The sequence below is a fragment of the Caulobacter soli genome (genome assembly GCF_011045195.1).
In the GTDB taxonomy this organism is placed as follows: domain Bacteria; phylum Pseudomonadota; class Alphaproteobacteria; order Caulobacterales; family Caulobacteraceae; genus Caulobacter; species Caulobacter soli.
The window spans coordinates 5,116,228-5,131,568 of sequence record NZ_CP049199.1 but is presented as its reverse complement, the minus strand read 5'-3'; the positions used below and the strand labels follow the sequence as shown (position 1 = coordinate 5,131,568).

The window sequence follows — 15,341 nt, the reverse complement described above, 5'->3', positions numbered from 1 at the left end:
ACCGATCAAGCCATGACCCAGACCGAGCTCTATCTGAAGAACCGCCAGGCCCTGATCGACGGCCACGCCTATGACCCCTCGACCGAGCGCGACGCGTGCGGCGTCGGCCTGGTCTGCGCCATCGACGGCCAGCCGCGCCGCGAGGTCGTCGAGCTGGCGATCAAGGCCCTGAAGGCCCTGTGGCACCGGGGCGCGGTCGACGCCGACGGCAAGACCGGCGACGGCGCCGGCGTGCTGGTCAGCGTTCCGCAGGACTTCTTCATCGACCAAGTGCGCCGCACCGGCCACGCCCTGCGCCAGGGCCCGATCGCCGTGGGCCAGATCTTCCTGCCGCGCACGGATCTGGGCGCCCAGGAGGCTTGCCGCACGATCGTCGAGGCCGAGGCCCTGCGTTTCGGCTTCTACATCTATGGCTGGCGCCAAGTGCCGGTCGACACCTCGGTGATCGGCGAGAAGGCCAACGCCACCCGTCCCGAGATCGAGCAGATCATGCTGGCCGCCCCGGCCGGCCTGGAAGGCGAGGCCCTGGAGCGCGCCCTGTTCCTGTGCCGCAAGCGCATCGAAAAGCGCGTCCACGCCCAGAACCTGTCGGGCTTCTATATCTGCTCGTTCTCGGCCAAGTCCTTGATCTACAAGGGCATGTTCCTGGCCGAGCACATCGACGAATTCTATCCGGACCTGAAGGACGAACGCTTCAGCGCCGCCGTGGCGATCTTCCACCAGCGCTATTCGACCAACACCTTCCCTGAATGGCGCCTGGCCCAGCCGTTCCGGATGCTGGCCCACAATGGTGAGATCAACACCATCAAGGGCAACATCAACTGGATGAAGTCCCACGAGATCAAGATGGCGGCCGACGCCTTCGGTGAGTTCGGGGATGACGTCAAACCGGTGATCCAGCCGGGTGGTTCGGACTCGGCGAACCTGGACAACACCTTCGAGGTGCTGGTCCGGGCCGGCCGCGATGCGCCCATGGCCAAGACCCTGCTGGTGCCCGAGGCCAACAGCGAACACATGAAGGCCTCGCACAAGGCCCTCTACAGCTACTGCAACGCGGTGATGGAGCCGTGGGACGGCCCGGCCGCCCTGTGCGCCACCGACGGCCGCTGGGTCGTGGCCGGCAAGGACCGCTCGGGCCTGCGCCCGCTGCGCGTGGCCTATACCGACGACGGCCTGGTGATCATGGGCTCGGAAGCGGGCATGTGCGGCGTCGAGGAAAGCCGCATCACCCGCAAGCTGGCGATCTCGCCGGGCCGGATGATCGCCATCGACCTGGTGGGCGGCAAGCTCTACGGCGAAGACGACATCATCGACGAGCTGGCCGAGCGCCATCCCTATACCGACTGGCTGGGCAACATGGTCGATCTCGAAAAGGAGATCGGCCCCGGCCCCGAGCCGCGCAAGTACGGCCGCGAGGAACTGACCCGCCGCCAGGCCGCCGCCGGCTTCAGCCTGGAAGACCTGGAAATGGTCCTGGCCCCCATGGTCGAGGAGGGCAAGGAAGCCGTCGGTTCGATGGGCGACGACGCGCCGCTCGCCGTGCTGTCGGAAAAGTACCGGCCGCTCAGCCACTTCTTCCGCCAGAACTTCAGCCAGGTGACCAACCCGCCGATCGATCCCCTGCGGGAAACCGGCGTGATGAGCCTGAAGACCCGGTTCAAGAACCTGGGCAACATCCTCGCGCAAGACGCCGCCCAGGCTGACGTCTACGTGCTGGAAAGCCCGGTCCTGACCACCGGCATGTACGAGCGCATCCACGGCCTGCTGGGCGAGAAGAGCGTGGTGGTCATCGACTGCACCATGCCGCTGCCGGCCCCGGAAGCCCGGCCGGGCGACGCCCTGCGCGCCAATCTCGACCGCATCCGGGCCGAGGCCGAGGACGCGGTGCTGCGCGGCTGCGGCGCCATCGTCCTGACCGACGAGGCCAGCCAGGCCGATCGCGTGGCCCTGCCGATGATCCTGGCCACCGGCGGCGTCCACGCCCACCTGGTCGCCAAGGGCCTGCGCAGCTACGTCTCGATCATCGTCCGCTCGGCCGAGTGCCTGGACACCCACTATTTCGCGGTGCTGGTCGGCGTCGGCGCCACGGCGGTCAACGCCTACCTCGCCCAGGAAAGCTTCCAGGATCGCCTGGAGCGCGGCCTGATCGGCGACAAGTCGCTGCGCGACGTCTGCATCAACTTCAAGACGGCCATCGAGGGCGGTCTGCTGAAGATCATCTCCAAGATGGGCATCAGCGTCATCTCTTCGTACCGCGGCGGCTACAACTTCGAAGCCGTCGGCCTGTCGCGCGCCCTGGCGGCCGAGTTCTTCCCCGGCATGCCCTCGCGCATCTCGGGCATCGGCCTGGCCGGCCTGGAGTCCAAGGCGGTCGAGCTGCATCGCAAGGCGTGGGGCGAAGCCGCCGTCACCCTGCCGGTCGGCGGCCTCTACAAGCTGCGCCGCTCGGGCGAGGTCCACGCCTTTGAGGCGCGGCTGATCCACACGCTGCAGAGCGCCTGCGACACCGGCGATTTCGAGCTTTATCGCCGCTGGTCCAACGGCCTGCGCACCCAGAAGCCCGTGCAGCTGCGCGACTTGCTGGACTGGCGTTCGGACCGCAACCCGATCTCGACCGACGACGTCGAGAGCGTCAACGAGATCCGCAAGCGCTTCGTCACGCCGGGCATGAGCCTGGGCGCCCTGGGCCCCGAGGCCCACGGCGTGCTGAACATCGCCATGAACCGCATTGGCGCCAAGTCGGTGTCGGGCGAAGGCGGCGAGGACAGCGCGCGCTACAAGCCCCTGCCGAACGGCGACAACCCCAACAGCGCCATCAAGCAGGTGGCCTCGGGCCGGTTCGGCGTCACCGCCGAATATCTGAACCAGTGCCGCGAGATCGAGATCAAGGTCGCCCAGGGCGCCAAGCCCGGCGAGGGCGGCCAGCTGCCCGGCTTCAAGGTCACCGAGATGATCGCGCGGCTCCGCCACGCGACGCCCGGCGTCATGCTGATCAGCCCGCCGCCGCACCACGACATCTATTCGATCGAGGACCTGGCTCAGCTCATCTATGACCTGAAGCAGATCAACCCGATCGCCCGGGTCACGGTGAAGCTGGTGGCCGCCACCGGCATCGGCGCGATCGCGGCCGGCGTTGCGAAGGCGAAGGCCGACGTCATCCTGGTGGCCGGCAATGTCGGCGGCACCGGCGCCTCCTCGCAGACCTCGGTCAAGTACGCCGGCGGTCCGTGGGAAATGGGCCTGTCGGAAGCCAACCAGGTCCTGACCCTCAACAACCTGCGCCACTCGGTGGTGCTGCGCACGGACGGCGGCATCCGCACCGGCCGCGACGTGGTCATCGCCGCCATGCTGGGCGCCGAGGAGTTCGGCATCGGCACCGCCTCGCTGGTGGCCATGGGCTGCATCATGGTGCGCCAGTGCCACTCCAACACCTGTCCCGTGGGCGTCTGCACCCAGGACGAGGCCCTGCGCGCCAAGTTCACCGGCACGCCGGAAAAGGTCATCAACCTGTTCAGCTTCGTGGCGGAAGAGGTCCGCGAGATCCTGGCCGGCCTGGGCTTCCGCTCCCTGCAGGAAATCGTTGGCCGCACCGACCTGCTGGCCCAGGTCAGCCGGGGCGGCGAGCACCTGGACGACCTCGACCTGAACCCGCTGCTGGTTCGCGCCGACCCCGGCCAGAACAAGCCCTACTGCACCGTCGAGGGCCGCAACGCGGTGCCCGACACGCTGGACGCCCAGATCGTCCGCGACGCGGCGCCCCTGCTGGAGCGCGGCGAGAAGATGCAGCTGACCTATACGGTCCGCAGCACCGCTCGCTCGATCGGCTCGCGCACCTCCAGCCACATCGTGCGCAAGTTCGGCATGAAGGGCCTGCCCGCCGGCCACCTGACCGTCCAGCTCAAGGGCTCGGCCGGCCAGAGCCTGGGGGCCTTCGCGGTCCAGGGCCTGCGCATCGAGCTGACGGGCGAGGCCAACGACTATGTCGGCAAGGGCCTGTCGGGCGCGACGATCGTCATCAAGCCGGCGCGGGGCCTCGCGGCGCCGGAGACCAACACTCTGCTGGGCAACACCGTCCTGTTCGGGGCGACGGCCGGGCGGCTGTTCGCGGCCGGCCAGGCGGGCGAGCGCTTCGCGGTCCGTAACTCGGGCGCCACCACGGTGGTCGAGGGCTGCGGCGCCAACGGCTGCGAGTACATGACCGGCGGCCAGGTGGTGATCCTGGGCCCGACGGGCGGCAACTTCGGGGCCGGCATGACCGGCGGCATGGCCTTCGTCCTGGACCAGCACGGCCGGTTCGAGAGCCAGGTCAATCCGGACAGCATCCTGGTCCAGCGCCTGGCCTCGCCCTATTGGGAAGGCGTGCTGCGCTCGCTGCTGGCCGAACACGCCCGCGAGACGGATTCCGCCTTCGCCGAAAGCCTGATCCGCGACTGGGACCGCGTGCGCGACCTCTTCTGGCAGGTTTGCCCCAAGGAAATGGTCTCGCGCCTGCCCCAGCCCCTGGCGGCGGAAGAGGCGGTCCACGAGCGGGCCTAGCGGCTAATCGGTTGTCATCCCGGAAGCCTCGTAGAGGCTTTCCGGGATGACAACCGATTAGGGTGTAGCCAGCCTCAGACCAGCACGGCCCGAGGCTCCAGGTGGGTTTCCAGGCCGAACACGCCGTACTCGCGGCCGACGCCCGATGACTTGAACCCGCCGAACGGGGCCAGCGGTTCGTGCGGCGCGCCGTTGATCACCACTCGACCGGACTCCAGCTGGTCGGCGATCGCCCGCATGTGGTCCACGTCCGTCCCGTGCAGATAGGCCTGCAGGCCGTAGGCGGTGTCGTTGGCGATGGCGATCGCCTCGGCCTCGTCGCGATAAGGGATCACGCACAGCACCGGGCCGAAGATCTCCTCGCGGGCGATGCGCATCGTGTTGCTGACGCCGGTGAAGATCGTCGGCCGGACGAACCAGCCGCGCGCTAGATCATCTGGGCGACCTTCGCCGCCGGCCAGCAGGGTCGCGCCTTCCTCCGGGCCCAGGCGGATATAGGCCTGCACCCGGTCCCACTGCTTCTGGCTGACCATCGGTCCGACCAGGACCTCAGGATCGTCCGGCGCGCCGGTCCTGATCGCGGCGACGGCCGCCTTCAGCCGCTCCAGGATCTCCGGCAGTCGCGCCTCGGGGGCCAGGATCCGCGTCCCGGCCACGCAGGCCTGGCCGCTGTTGGCCAGGCCCATCCGCAGGGCCGTGGGGATGGCGGTGTCGAGATCGGCGTCGGGCAGGATGATGTTGGGCCCCTTGCCGCCCAGCTCCAGGGTCACCCGCTTGAAGCTGTCGGCGGCGGCCCGGAGGATGGCCTTGCCCACTGGGGTCGAGCCCGTGAAGGTCACCTTGGCGACATCAGGGTGGCTGGTCAGCTCGGCCCCGACCACGTCGCCCCGACCGGTGACGATGTTGAACACCCCCGCCGGCAGGCCCGCCGCGTGCAGGGCCTGGGTGACGACCTGCGTCTGGATGGCGCTCATCTCGCTGGGCTTGATGACGATCGTGCAGCCGGCGGCGATGGCGGTGGCCAGCTTGCCGCAGATGAAGCCGGCGTTGCTGTTCCACGGGGTGATGGCGGCCACCACGCCCAGCGGCTGCATCGTCACCTGGGCCCGGCCGATCGTCCGCGTGAAGTCATAGGCCTCCAGGGTCTTGGCCATGTTCAGGAACACCTCGGCGGCGTGGGCGGCCGAGAAGCCGACGAAATAGGCCGGGGCGCCATATTCCTCGCGCATCGCCGCGGCCAGGTCGTTGGCCCGGGCGGCCACCGCGTCGTGCAGGCGGCGCAGCAGGGCGATGCGCTCGGCCTTGGAGGTGCGGGAAAGGGCGGGGAAGGCGCGCTTGGCGGCGGCCACGGCGGCGCGAGCGTCCCGCGCGTCGGCCAGGCGGACCTGGCCGATCCGTTCCTCGGTGGCGGGATTGAACAGGTCGGCGAGCTCTTCGCCGTGCGGGGTGACGAAGGCCCCGTCGATATAGATCTGGTCGATGACGCGCATGGGGCGCTCCTTCCGTGTTGACGGAGCCAAGATGGCGGCGCGACATTGATCCGATAAGTCGATCAAATGAGCGCAATCAGATGCGGAAAATCGAGCAATGAAAAGCAGCCTGCTGGAGCTGGAGGCCGTGGTGACGGTGGCCCGGCGCGGCGGTTTCCGGGCCGCCGCCCGCGAGCTGGACATGTCGTCCTCGGCTCTCAGCCACGCGGTGGCGGCGCTGGAGGCGCGGCTGGGCGTGCGATTGTTCAACCGCACCACCCGTAGCGTGTCGCTGTCCTCGGCCGGCGAGCGGTTCGTGGCCGAGGTGACACCCGCCCTGGCCGCGATCCGCGCCGCCATGGAGGGGGTCGACGCCCAACGCGACGAGCCGTCTGGCACCCTGCGGATCAACACCTCGCTGGGCGCGGCCCGGATGATCCTGGAACCGCTGGTCCTGGAATATCTGCGCCGCTGGCCCAAGGCCAAGGTCGACCTGGTCACCGAGGGCGCGCTGATCGACATCGTCGGCCAAGGCTTCGACGCCGGGGTGCGCCTGGCCGAGTTCGTGCCCGCCGACATGATCGCCGTGCCGATCAACCGCACCCTGCGCTCGCTGGTGGTCGGATCGCCGGCCTATTTCACCGGAAGGGAGCGGCCCAGGACGCCGGCCGACCTGATGGCGCACCGGTGCGTCCGCGCCCGCATGGCCAGCGGCGCGATCTATCACTGGGAGTTCGAGCGGCACGGCGAGAGCCTGACGGTCGACCCGCCCGGCGCATTGATCCTCGACGAGAGCGGCCTGATGCTGACGGCGGCGCTCGCGGGGCAGGGGCTGGCCATGCTGTCGGAGACTTCCGCCGCGCCGTACCTGGCCGACGGCCGGCTGGAGGCGGTGCTGGAGGACTGGACGCCGCCCTATCCGGGGCTGTGCCTCTACTATCCGGGCCGCCGCAACATGCCCGCCAGCCTGCGGGCGTTCGTGGCCCTGATCCGAGAGCGGATCGACGGCTGACGCCGTCGAAGTCAGGGCGTGTAGGTCGAGACGTTCAGAATGGTGGTGTCAATCATGGCGGCCACCACCAGGCTCAACAGGTGATCGAAATTCTTCGGGTCCTTGACCTCGGCAGGCGTGGCCGCCCGCCACCCGGTCGGGGTGTCGAGGATCAGGTAGCTGGTGATGTCGCCGCCGCTGAAGGCCGCCTTCACGCCGCCGGTCCAGGTCCTGACCGCCGGGCCGACGCCGGCGTCGAGCGGGCCCGACAGCACGCAGGTCCGCCTCAGACCGAACGGCTCCCTGCGCGTCCCGGAAACCAGCAAATATTCATCGCCGCCAGGCGTGGGGTGTGATCGGCTGACGACCTTGTCGAAGGGGCCGCCATAGAGGTTCAGGCAGCGTGCGGGCGGGGTGTCGGCGACGGGCCAGTCGGCGGCCGCCTTGGCCACGGCGGCCGGCTCGGCGCGGGTGTCGAGGCAAAGGCGCTGAAGCGTCTGGAACATCGCGTTCGGTGCGGCCGAAGCCGGGATCGGCAGGGCCAGGACGGCGAGGGCGGCGATCAGGCGGCGACGCATGGCGCGGTTCCGGTTCCGAGGAAGAAGCTCGAGCATAGACCTGAGCGTTCGCGGCTGGATAGAGCTCAGGTCGCCGTCGCTGGCCGAACGCCGACATAGCGCGCCCGAGGGCGGATCAGCTTGCCGGTCTGCAGCTGTTCGATGGCGTGGGCGTGCCAGCCGGCCATGCGACCGACCGCGAACAGGCTGAACGGGGCGTCGGCGGGCAGGGACAGGGCCCGGGCCATGGTGACCAGGGCGAAGTCGATATTGGGCGGCAGGCCGGTGGCGCCTTCGGTCTCGCGCCGCAGCTGGGCCAGGACCGGCGGAACCTCGAAGGCCTCCAGCAGGGCCGCCGCGCGCGGATCGCCGTCGGGATAGAGCGGATGGCCAAAGCCGGGCATGGCCGAGCCCTGGGCCAGGCGCTCGGCCACCGCCCGGCCGGGTCCGCGCCGCTCGGCCTCGTCGACGAACATCTCCACCCGCGCCGCCATGCCGCCATGCAGGGGTCCCGACAGCGCCGCCAGGCCCGCCAGGGACGCCGCCGCCAGCGAGGATCCGGTCGAGGCGGCGACCCGCACGGCGAAGGTCGAGGCGTTCAGCTCGTGGTCGGCCAGCAGCACCAGGGCTCGGCGGACCAGGTCGGCGCCCTGGGCGTCCAGGCTCCAGGCGTCGGCCAGGCGTTGATGGATCGGGCCCGCGCCGATCGATCCGGCCACGGCGTCGGCGGCGGCTTCCAGCAGGCCGGCGGCCTCCATGGCCAGGGCCAGCGGCGCGCGGCCTCGGGCGGGCGGATCGATCCCGGCCCGGGCGGCCAGGGTCGAGAACAGCCGGGCGCGCGGCGTCTCGCCCTTCTTGGGCTTCTTCGGCTCGGGACCGGTCAGCGGCGCGCCGTGGCCGCCGCGCAGCAGGCGGGCCACCTGTTCCAGGCTGTGCATGCGCGACAGGTCCACGGCGTCCTGGCCGCGATAGAACAGCCGGCCCTTCTCCACCGTGGTGATCGCCGAGGGCAGGACCGGCTCGCCCCAGGCGATGGCCTCGGCCGCTACATCAGCGGCGCGCCGGCCGCGGGCCTTCTTGGCGGCGAGGGCCGCGACGTCGGAAGCGCGATAGAGGCTGCGGCGCGGATCGTCCGGATGAGCCGTCGCCCCCACGCGTCCCCGGCTGACATAGGCGTACAGTGTCTGGGCCCGCACCCCCAGCGTCGCCATCGCCTGTTCCGCGTCGATCCATTCGGCCATTTATATTGATTACATTGATCAAGATTGACGATCAAGCACCAGAGGCGTGGATTGGGCGACGAAAGGAGACCTCATCCATGTCTCAAGGTCTTTCCAAGGGCGCCCCGGCCGCCGAAGGTCTGGAAGGCGTCGTCGCCGCCCATACGGTCCTGTCCGATGTCGACGGCCAGGCCGGTCGCCTGACCATCCGGGGCTACGCCGTCGAGGACCTGGCCCATCGCGCCGGGTTCGAGGACGTCGCCCACCTGCTGCTCGACGGCTTTTTCGATAACCTGCCGTCGGACCTGGCCCCGGCCCTGGGCGCCGCCCGGGTCCGCGCCTTCGCCGAGGTCGCCGCCCTGGACGAGGGCCTGGCCCGGCGCGACCCGGTCGAGGCCGTCCGCGCCCTGATCGCCCGCCTGCCCGACGGCGACGGCCTGGACACGGCCCTGCTGCTGATCGCCGCCCCGGCCGTGTTCACCCCCGCCGTGCTGCGGGTCGCGGCCGGCCAGTCGCCGATCGCCCCCGACGCGGCCCTGTCGCATGCGGCCGACATGCTGCGCATGACGCGCGGCGCTCCGGCCACGGACGGGGAGGCCAGGGCCCTGGACGCCTATCTGGTCACGGTCTGCGACCACGGCCTGAACGCCTCGACCTTCGCGGCCCGGGTGGTGGCCTCGACGCGGGCCGGCCTGACCTCGGCGGTGCTGGCCGGGATCTCGGCCCTGAAAGGTCCGCTGCACGGCGGCGCCCCCGGCCCGGTGATCGAGATGCTGGACGACATCGGGACGCCCGACAACGCCGAGACCTGGATCCTCAAGGCCCTGGCGCGCGGCGACCGGCTGATGGGCTTTGGCCACCGCATCTACCGGGTCCGCGATCCGCGCGCCGACGCCCTGAAGGCGGCGATCCGCCAGCTGGCTCAGACGTCCACGACGGTGCCCGGCCGTCTGGCTTTCGCCGAGGGGGTCGAGCAGGCCGCCCTGCGGATCCTGCGCACCCACAAGCCCGACCGGCCGCTGGACACCAATGTGGAGTTCTACACCGCCGTCCTGTTGGAGGCCCTGGGCCTGCCGCCGGCGTCGTTCACCTGCGTGTTCGCCATGGGCCGCACGGCGGGCTGGATCGCCCACGCGCGGGAACAGTTGGCCACCGGCAAGCTGGTCCGGCCGCAGTCGGTCTATGTGGGGCCGAGGACGAAGGCGGCGGCCTAGAGAGGTTGCGAGCCCTTCGCGCGAGTCGTTCTCGCTGGGGCTGTGCGGCGGGCCTTGCTAAACAGGGCTCATGTCCGCGCCCACGCCCGCCCTGACCGCCGCCGAGTCGCTGAAGCTCACCCGCCGGGTCACCACCCTGTCGGTGGGCTGCGCGACGGTGCTGATCGCCATCAAGGGCGTGGCCTGGATCGCCGGCGGCTCGGTGGCCATGCTGGCCTCGCTGGCCGACAGCGGCCTGGACCTGGTCGCCTCGCTGGTGACCTTCTTCGCCGTGCGCTACGCCGCCGCGCCGCCCGACGCCGAGCACCGGTTCGGCCACGGCAAGGCCGAGGCGTTCTCCAGCCTGACCCAGGGCGGCCTGGTCTTCGCGTCCGGCGCCCTGATCGGCCAGGAGGCGATCAAGAGCCTGCTGCACCCCAAGCCCATCGCCGCCGAAGGCCTGGGCGTGGGGGTGATGGTCGTCTCGATCCTGCTGACCCTGGCCCTGATCCGCGCCCAGAGCGAGGTGACCAAGCGCACCCGCTCGGTGGCGGTGTCGGGCGACAAGGCCCACTACGCGGCAGACCTGGCCGCCAACGCCGTCAGCCTGGTCGGCATCGCCGCGGCCGGCTTCCTGGGCCTGACCTGGGTGGACGGCGCGGCCGGCCTGCTGATCGCCGCCTGGCTGATCTGGGGCGCGATCGGCGTGTTCCGCGAGGCCAGCCACCAGCTGATGGACCGCGAACTGCCCGACGAGGATCGCGCTCGCATCCTGGACCTGCTGACCGCCGATCCCCGGGTGATGGGCGTGCACCAGCTGCGCACCCGGGCCTCGGGACCGTTCGTCCACGTCCAGGCCCACATGGACTTCGACGCCGAGACGCCCCTGGCCTTGGCCCACACCCTGATGGTGGAGGCCGAGACGCGTGTGCTGGAGGCCTTCCCGACCGCCGACATCCTGCTGCATCCCGATCCGCGCGGCGTCGCCGAGCCTCATGCCGGCGCCTTCAGCGAGGTCGAGCCGCTCTGAAGGCTTGCGGCGCACGGCGCACGGGGCCAAATGGCCTTTCTCCAAGATGAACGAGCGACCGACCTGATGGACGACACCCTGGCCAAGCTGCCGCGAGCCTTTTCGGGCGCCACCGTGCTGGTGCTGGGCGACGTGATGCTGGACCGCTTCGTCTATGGCGCGGTCGACCGCATCTCGCCCGAGGCGCCGGTGCCGGTGATCGCCGTCGAGCGCGAGACGGTGATGCTGGGCGGGGCCGGCAACGTGGCCCGCAATGTCGCGGCCCTGGGTGGTCGGGCCGTGCTGGTGGGCGTGGTCGGCGACGACGACGCCGGCCGGGTGCTGACGGGTCTGATCGACCGCGAGCCCAGCCTGGACTCGGCCCTGATCGTCGACGCCAAGCGCCGGACCACGGAAAAGACCCGCTACATCTCCGGCTCGCACCAGATGCTGCGCGCCGATCGCGAGGACAGGGGCGAGGCCGACGGCCAGGCCCTGCTGGCGGCGTTCAGCGCTCACCTGCGCGAGGTCGACGTGGTGGTGCTGTCCGACTACGCCAAGGGCGTGCTGACCCCGGTGGTGCTGAAGGCCGCGATCGCGGCGGCCAACGCCGCCGGCAAGCCGGTGATCGTCGATCCCAAGAGCCGCGACTTCTCCCGCTATGACGGCGCGACCCTGATCAAGCCCAACCGCCGCGAGGCCGCCGAGGCCACCGGCGTGACCGGGCCGGGCGACGAAGCCGCCGCCGAGGCCGCCGACGCCATCCTGGCCACGGCCCCGAACCTGGCCGCCGCCCTGATCACCCGGGGCGGGGCCGGCATGACCCTGGCCGTGCGCGGCGAGGCGCCGGTGCACCTGCCGGCCACGGCCCTGGAGGTGTTCGACGTTTCCGGCGCCGGCGACACCGTGGCCGCCACCCTGGCCCTGGCCCTGGCGCGCGGGGCGAGCCCGCTGGACGCCTCGCGCCTGGCCAACCTCGCCGCCGGCCTGGTGGTGGCCAAGCTGGGCACCGACGTGGTCACCGCCGACGAGCTGGTCGGCTTGGCGCACGGCGAACACGGCGATCCGGTCGCCGACAAGATCGCCGACCTGGACGGCGCCCTGGCGGTGGTCGCAAGCTGGCGGGCGCGCGGGCTGAAGGTGGGTTTCACCAACGGCTGTTTCGACCTGCTGCATCCCGGTCACGTCTCGCTGCTGGCGCAAGCCAAGGCCGCCTGCGACCGGCTGATCGTGGGCCTCAACACCGACGCCTCGGTCCAGCGCCTGAAGGGCCCGACCCGGCCGGTGCAGAAGGAAAGCGGCCGCGCCACGGTTCTGGCCTCGCTGTCGGCGGTCGACCTGGTGGTGCTGTTCGACGAGCAGACGCCGCTGACCCTGATCAAGGCCTTCCGCCCCGACGTGCTGGTCAAGGGCGCCGACTACACGGTCGAGACCGTGGTCGGCTCCGACGTGGTGCTGGGCTATGGCGGCAAGGTGGTTCTGGCCGAGCTGAAGGCTGGCCAGAGCACCACCAACCTGATCGGTCGGATGAACGCCAAGGGCTGACCGCCGAAGCTTGGCTGTAAGAGTTAACGCCGGGTCTTCAGGTTAAACGACCCGATTTTGGCCGTTAAGTCGGCCGATGACCGGTGTTCAGCAAGTTCTTGTTAAACAAAACGGCGCATCGATCGAACGATGCAGCCTGAATGCGCGTGGGCATGAGCGTCGAACGAACCCTTCACCACTTCCCCCTGGACCCGGCCTCGCGCCAGGTGCGTCTCGCCCTGGGCGAGAAGCGCCTGCCGTTCGTCGAGGTGCAGGTGCGCTATTGGGAAGGGCCGGCCGAGTTCCTGAAGCTCAATCCCTCGGGCGTGCCGCCGGTGCTGGTCGAGACCAAGCACCAGCGCACCACGGTGATCGCCGAGACCCGCGCCATCCTCGAGCACATCGAGGAACAGGATCCCGAACCGGCCCTGCTGGGTCGCGAACCGGGCGAGCGGGCCGAGGCGCGCCGCCTGCTGCAATGGTTCGACCGCAAGTTCGACAACGAGGTCAACGGCTTCCTGCTGCACGAGAAGATGGAAAAGCGCCTTCTGCGGCTGGGCGCGCCGGACCTGTCGTCGCTGCGCCGGGGCCGCGACGCCCTGCGCCAGCACATGGACTATGTCGAAGGCCTGCTGAACACCCGCGACTGGCTGGCGGGCCGGCGCATGAGCCTGGCCGACTTCGCCGCCGCCGCCCACCTGTCGGTGATCGACTATTTCGGCGACGTGCCGTGGAAGGACTTCCCGGCGACCAAGACCTGGTACATGAAGCTGAAGTCCAGGCCCGCCTTCCGACCCATCCTGGCCGATCGCTGGCCGGGCCTGGCGCCGGTCGCGCACTATGACGATCTCGACTTCTAGCCACCTGAACCAAAGCCTGAGGGACGAAATCCGCGCCGAGGCCCTGCGGCTGGGTTTCGACACCTGCGGATTCGCCAGCGCTTCGGAGGCCTGGCCCAACGGCGGCTGGCTGCGCGAGTTCGTGGCCGAGGGCTTTCACGGGGCCATGGGCTGGATGGAGGAGACGCTGGACCGGCGGTCCCACCCCACGGCCATGTGGCAGGACGCGGCCACGGCGGTGGTGCTGGGCGTCAATTACGGTCCCGAGCACGATCCGCTGCTGGCCCTGGAATATCCGTCCCGCGCGGCGATCAGCGTCTACGCCCAGGGCGACGACTATCACGAGGTGATCAAGAAGCGGCTGAAGGCCCTGGCCCGCTGGATGCACGGCCGGTTCGGCGGCGAGGTGAAGGTGTTCGTCGACACCGCGCCGCTGATGGAAAAGCCCCTGGCCCAGCGCGCCGGCCTGGGCTGGCAGGGCAAGCACACCAACCTGGTGTCGCGCCAGTTCGGCTCGTGGCTGTTCCTGGGCAGCGTGCTGACCACCCTGGACCTGCCGGCCGACCCACCCGAGCGCGACCACTGCGGGTCTTGCAGCGCGTGCCTGGACATCTGCCCGACCAAAGCCTTCCCCGCGCCGCACCGCCTGGATGCGCGGCGCTGCATCTCGTACCTGACCATCGAGCTGTCGGGGCCAATCCCTGTGGAGTTTCGGTCGGCGCTGGGCAATCGCATCTACGGCTGCGACGACTGCCTGGCCGCCTGCCCGTGGAACAAGTTCGCCAGCCTGTCGGCCGAGATGGCCTTCCACGCCCGCGAGACCTTGAAAGGTCCGTCCCTGGCGGACCTGGCGGCCTTGGATGACCCGTCGTTCCGCGCCCTGTTCAGCAAGAGCCCGGTCAAGCGCATCGGCCGCGACCGCTTCGTGCGCAACGTGCTCTACGCCATCGGTAACAGCGGCGAAGCGGCACTGATGGCGGCGGTGGAGCCGCTGCTGGCCGACGCCTCGCCCGTGGTGCGCGGCGCGGCGGTGTGGGCGGCGCGGCGATTGTTGAGCGCAGAAGCCTTCGCGCGGTTGGCCGAGACGGTGGCCGAGGCGGACGTCGCGGTGAAGGCCGAGTGGACCGGGGCCGCCTAGCCGCCCGCCAGCCGCACCAGGTATTGGCCGTATTCCGTCTTGCCCATGGCCCTTCCCAGCGTCGCGACCTGGTCGGCCGAGATCCAGCCCTTGCTGAAGGCGATCTCCTCCGGGCAGCCCACCTTCTGGCCCTGGCGCTTTTCGATGGCGCGGATGAACTCGGTGGCCTCGACCAGGCTGTCGTGGGTGCCGGTGTCGAGCCAGGCGTAGCCGCGCCCCAGCTTTGACACCGACAGCTGGCCTTGGTCCATGTACAGGCGATTGATGTCGGTGATCTCGATCTCGCCCCGCGCCGAGGGCGGCAGGTCGCGCGCCATTCCGACGACCTGGTTGTCGTAGAAATACAGACCGGTGACCGCCCAGTTCGACGTCGGGTTCTTGGGCTTCTCCTCCAGCGACACCGCCCGGCCCTCGGCGTCGAAATCCACCACGCCGTATCGCTCGGGATCGGTCACGTGATAGGCGAACACCGTCGCTCCGGCGTCGGAGGCCGCGGCCTGCTCCAGGGCCTCGCTCAGGCCATGGCCGAAATAGAGATTGTCGCCCAGCACCAGGGCGCACTTGTCGCCGCCGATGAAGCTCTCGCCGACGATGAAGGCGTCGGCCAGGCCGCGCGGGGTGTTCTGGACGGCGTATTCGAACCGCACGCCCCAGGCCGAGCCGTCGCCCAGCAGATCCTTGAACAGCGGCACGTCCTTGGGCGTGGAGATGATCAGGATGTCGCGGATCCCCGCCAGCATCAGGGTGCTGATCGGATAATAGACCATCGGCTTGTCGTAGATCGGCAGCAGCTGCTTGCAGACCGCCAGGGTCAGGGGATGGAGGCGCGTGCCGGATCCGCCGGCGAGGACGATGCCTTTCATGG

At 70.1% G+C, this 15,341-nt stretch carries 11 protein-coding genes; 7 read left to right on the top strand and 4 right to left on the bottom strand.

From position 1 onward, the window contains the following. Positions 1-12 precede the first annotated feature (12 nt). Positions 13-4,536 carry a glutamate synthase large subunit gene (gltB, locus tag G3M62_RS23900; protein WP_165191424.1) on the top strand — a complete coding sequence of 1,508 codons (4,524 nt, stop codon included), beginning with the start codon at positions 13-15 and terminating at the stop codon, positions 4,534-4,536. A 74-nt stretch (positions 4,537-4,610) separates the two neighbouring features. Here gltB and G3M62_RS23895 read toward each other — a convergent pair whose 3' ends face one another. Next, the gene (locus G3M62_RS23895) at positions 4,611-6,026 is read right to left on the bottom strand and encodes an aldehyde dehydrogenase family protein (RefSeq protein ID WP_165191034.1); all 1,416 of its coding nucleotides are present in this window, start codon (positions 6,024-6,026) and stop codon (positions 4,611-4,613) included. Positions 6,027-6,123: 97 nt separating this feature from the next. On the opposite strand from G3M62_RS23895, the gene G3M62_RS23890 reads away from it, so the two are divergent. Next, complete coding sequence (locus tag G3M62_RS23890; protein ID WP_165191033.1) at positions 6,124-7,017, top strand: LysR family transcriptional regulator; 894 nt, start codon at positions 6,124-6,126, stop codon at positions 7,015-7,017. A gap of 11 nt (positions 7,018-7,028) precedes the next feature. Here G3M62_RS23890 and G3M62_RS23885 read toward each other — a convergent pair whose 3' ends face one another. After that, entirely contained in the window at positions 7,029-7,574 is a 546-nt protein-coding gene (locus G3M62_RS23885; RefSeq protein ID WP_165191032.1) for a hypothetical protein, read from the bottom strand. A 65-nt stretch (positions 7,575-7,639) separates the two neighbouring features. Beyond that, positions 7,640-8,794, bottom strand: coding sequence for a citrate synthase (locus tag G3M62_RS23880; RefSeq protein ID WP_165191031.1), 1,155 nt, complete (start codon positions 8,792-8,794; stop codon positions 7,640-7,642). A 77-nt stretch (positions 8,795-8,871) separates the two neighbouring features. Here G3M62_RS23880 and G3M62_RS23875 point away from each other — a divergent pair, with 77 nt between their 5' ends. The 5 genes from G3M62_RS23875 (at position 8,872) to queG (ending at position 14,476) form a co-directional block, all read left to right on the top strand. Continuing rightward, positions 8,872-9,987, top strand: coding sequence for a citrate synthase/methylcitrate synthase (locus G3M62_RS23875; RefSeq protein WP_165191030.1), 1,116 nt, complete (start codon positions 8,872-8,874; stop codon positions 9,985-9,987). Between the two features lie 70 nt (positions 9,988-10,057). Further along, positions 10,058-10,996, top strand: a complete 939-nt coding sequence (locus G3M62_RS23870; protein ID WP_165191029.1) for a cation diffusion facilitator family transporter — start codon at positions 10,058-10,060, stop codon at positions 10,994-10,996. 66 nt (positions 10,997-11,062) lie between these two features. Continuing rightward, positions 11,063-12,520 carry a D-glycero-beta-D-manno-heptose-7-phosphate kinase gene (gene rfaE1, locus G3M62_RS23865; protein WP_165191423.1) on the top strand — a complete coding sequence of 486 codons (1,458 nt, stop codon included), beginning with the start codon at positions 11,063-11,065 and terminating at the stop codon, positions 12,518-12,520. A gap of 152 nt (positions 12,521-12,672) precedes the next feature. Beyond that, a complete protein-coding gene (gene fzlA / locus G3M62_RS23860; protein WP_165191028.1) occupies positions 12,673-13,359 on the top strand; it encodes an FtsZ-binding protein FzlA in 687 nt (228 codons plus the stop codon). Beyond that, complete coding sequence (gene queG, locus G3M62_RS23855) at positions 13,340-14,476, top strand: tRNA epoxyqueuosine(34) reductase QueG (protein ID WP_165191027.1); 1,137 nt, start codon at positions 13,340-13,342, stop codon at positions 14,474-14,476. Before fzlA ends, queG begins: the two co-directional genes overlap by 20 nt. Here the strand turns inward: queG and rfbA are convergent. Continuing rightward, entirely contained in the window at positions 14,473-15,339 is an 867-nt protein-coding gene (gene rfbA / locus G3M62_RS23850; RefSeq protein WP_165191026.1) for a glucose-1-phosphate thymidylyltransferase RfbA, read from the bottom strand. The genes queG and rfbA overlap by 4 nt on opposite strands. Positions 15,340-15,341 lie beyond the last annotated feature (2 nt).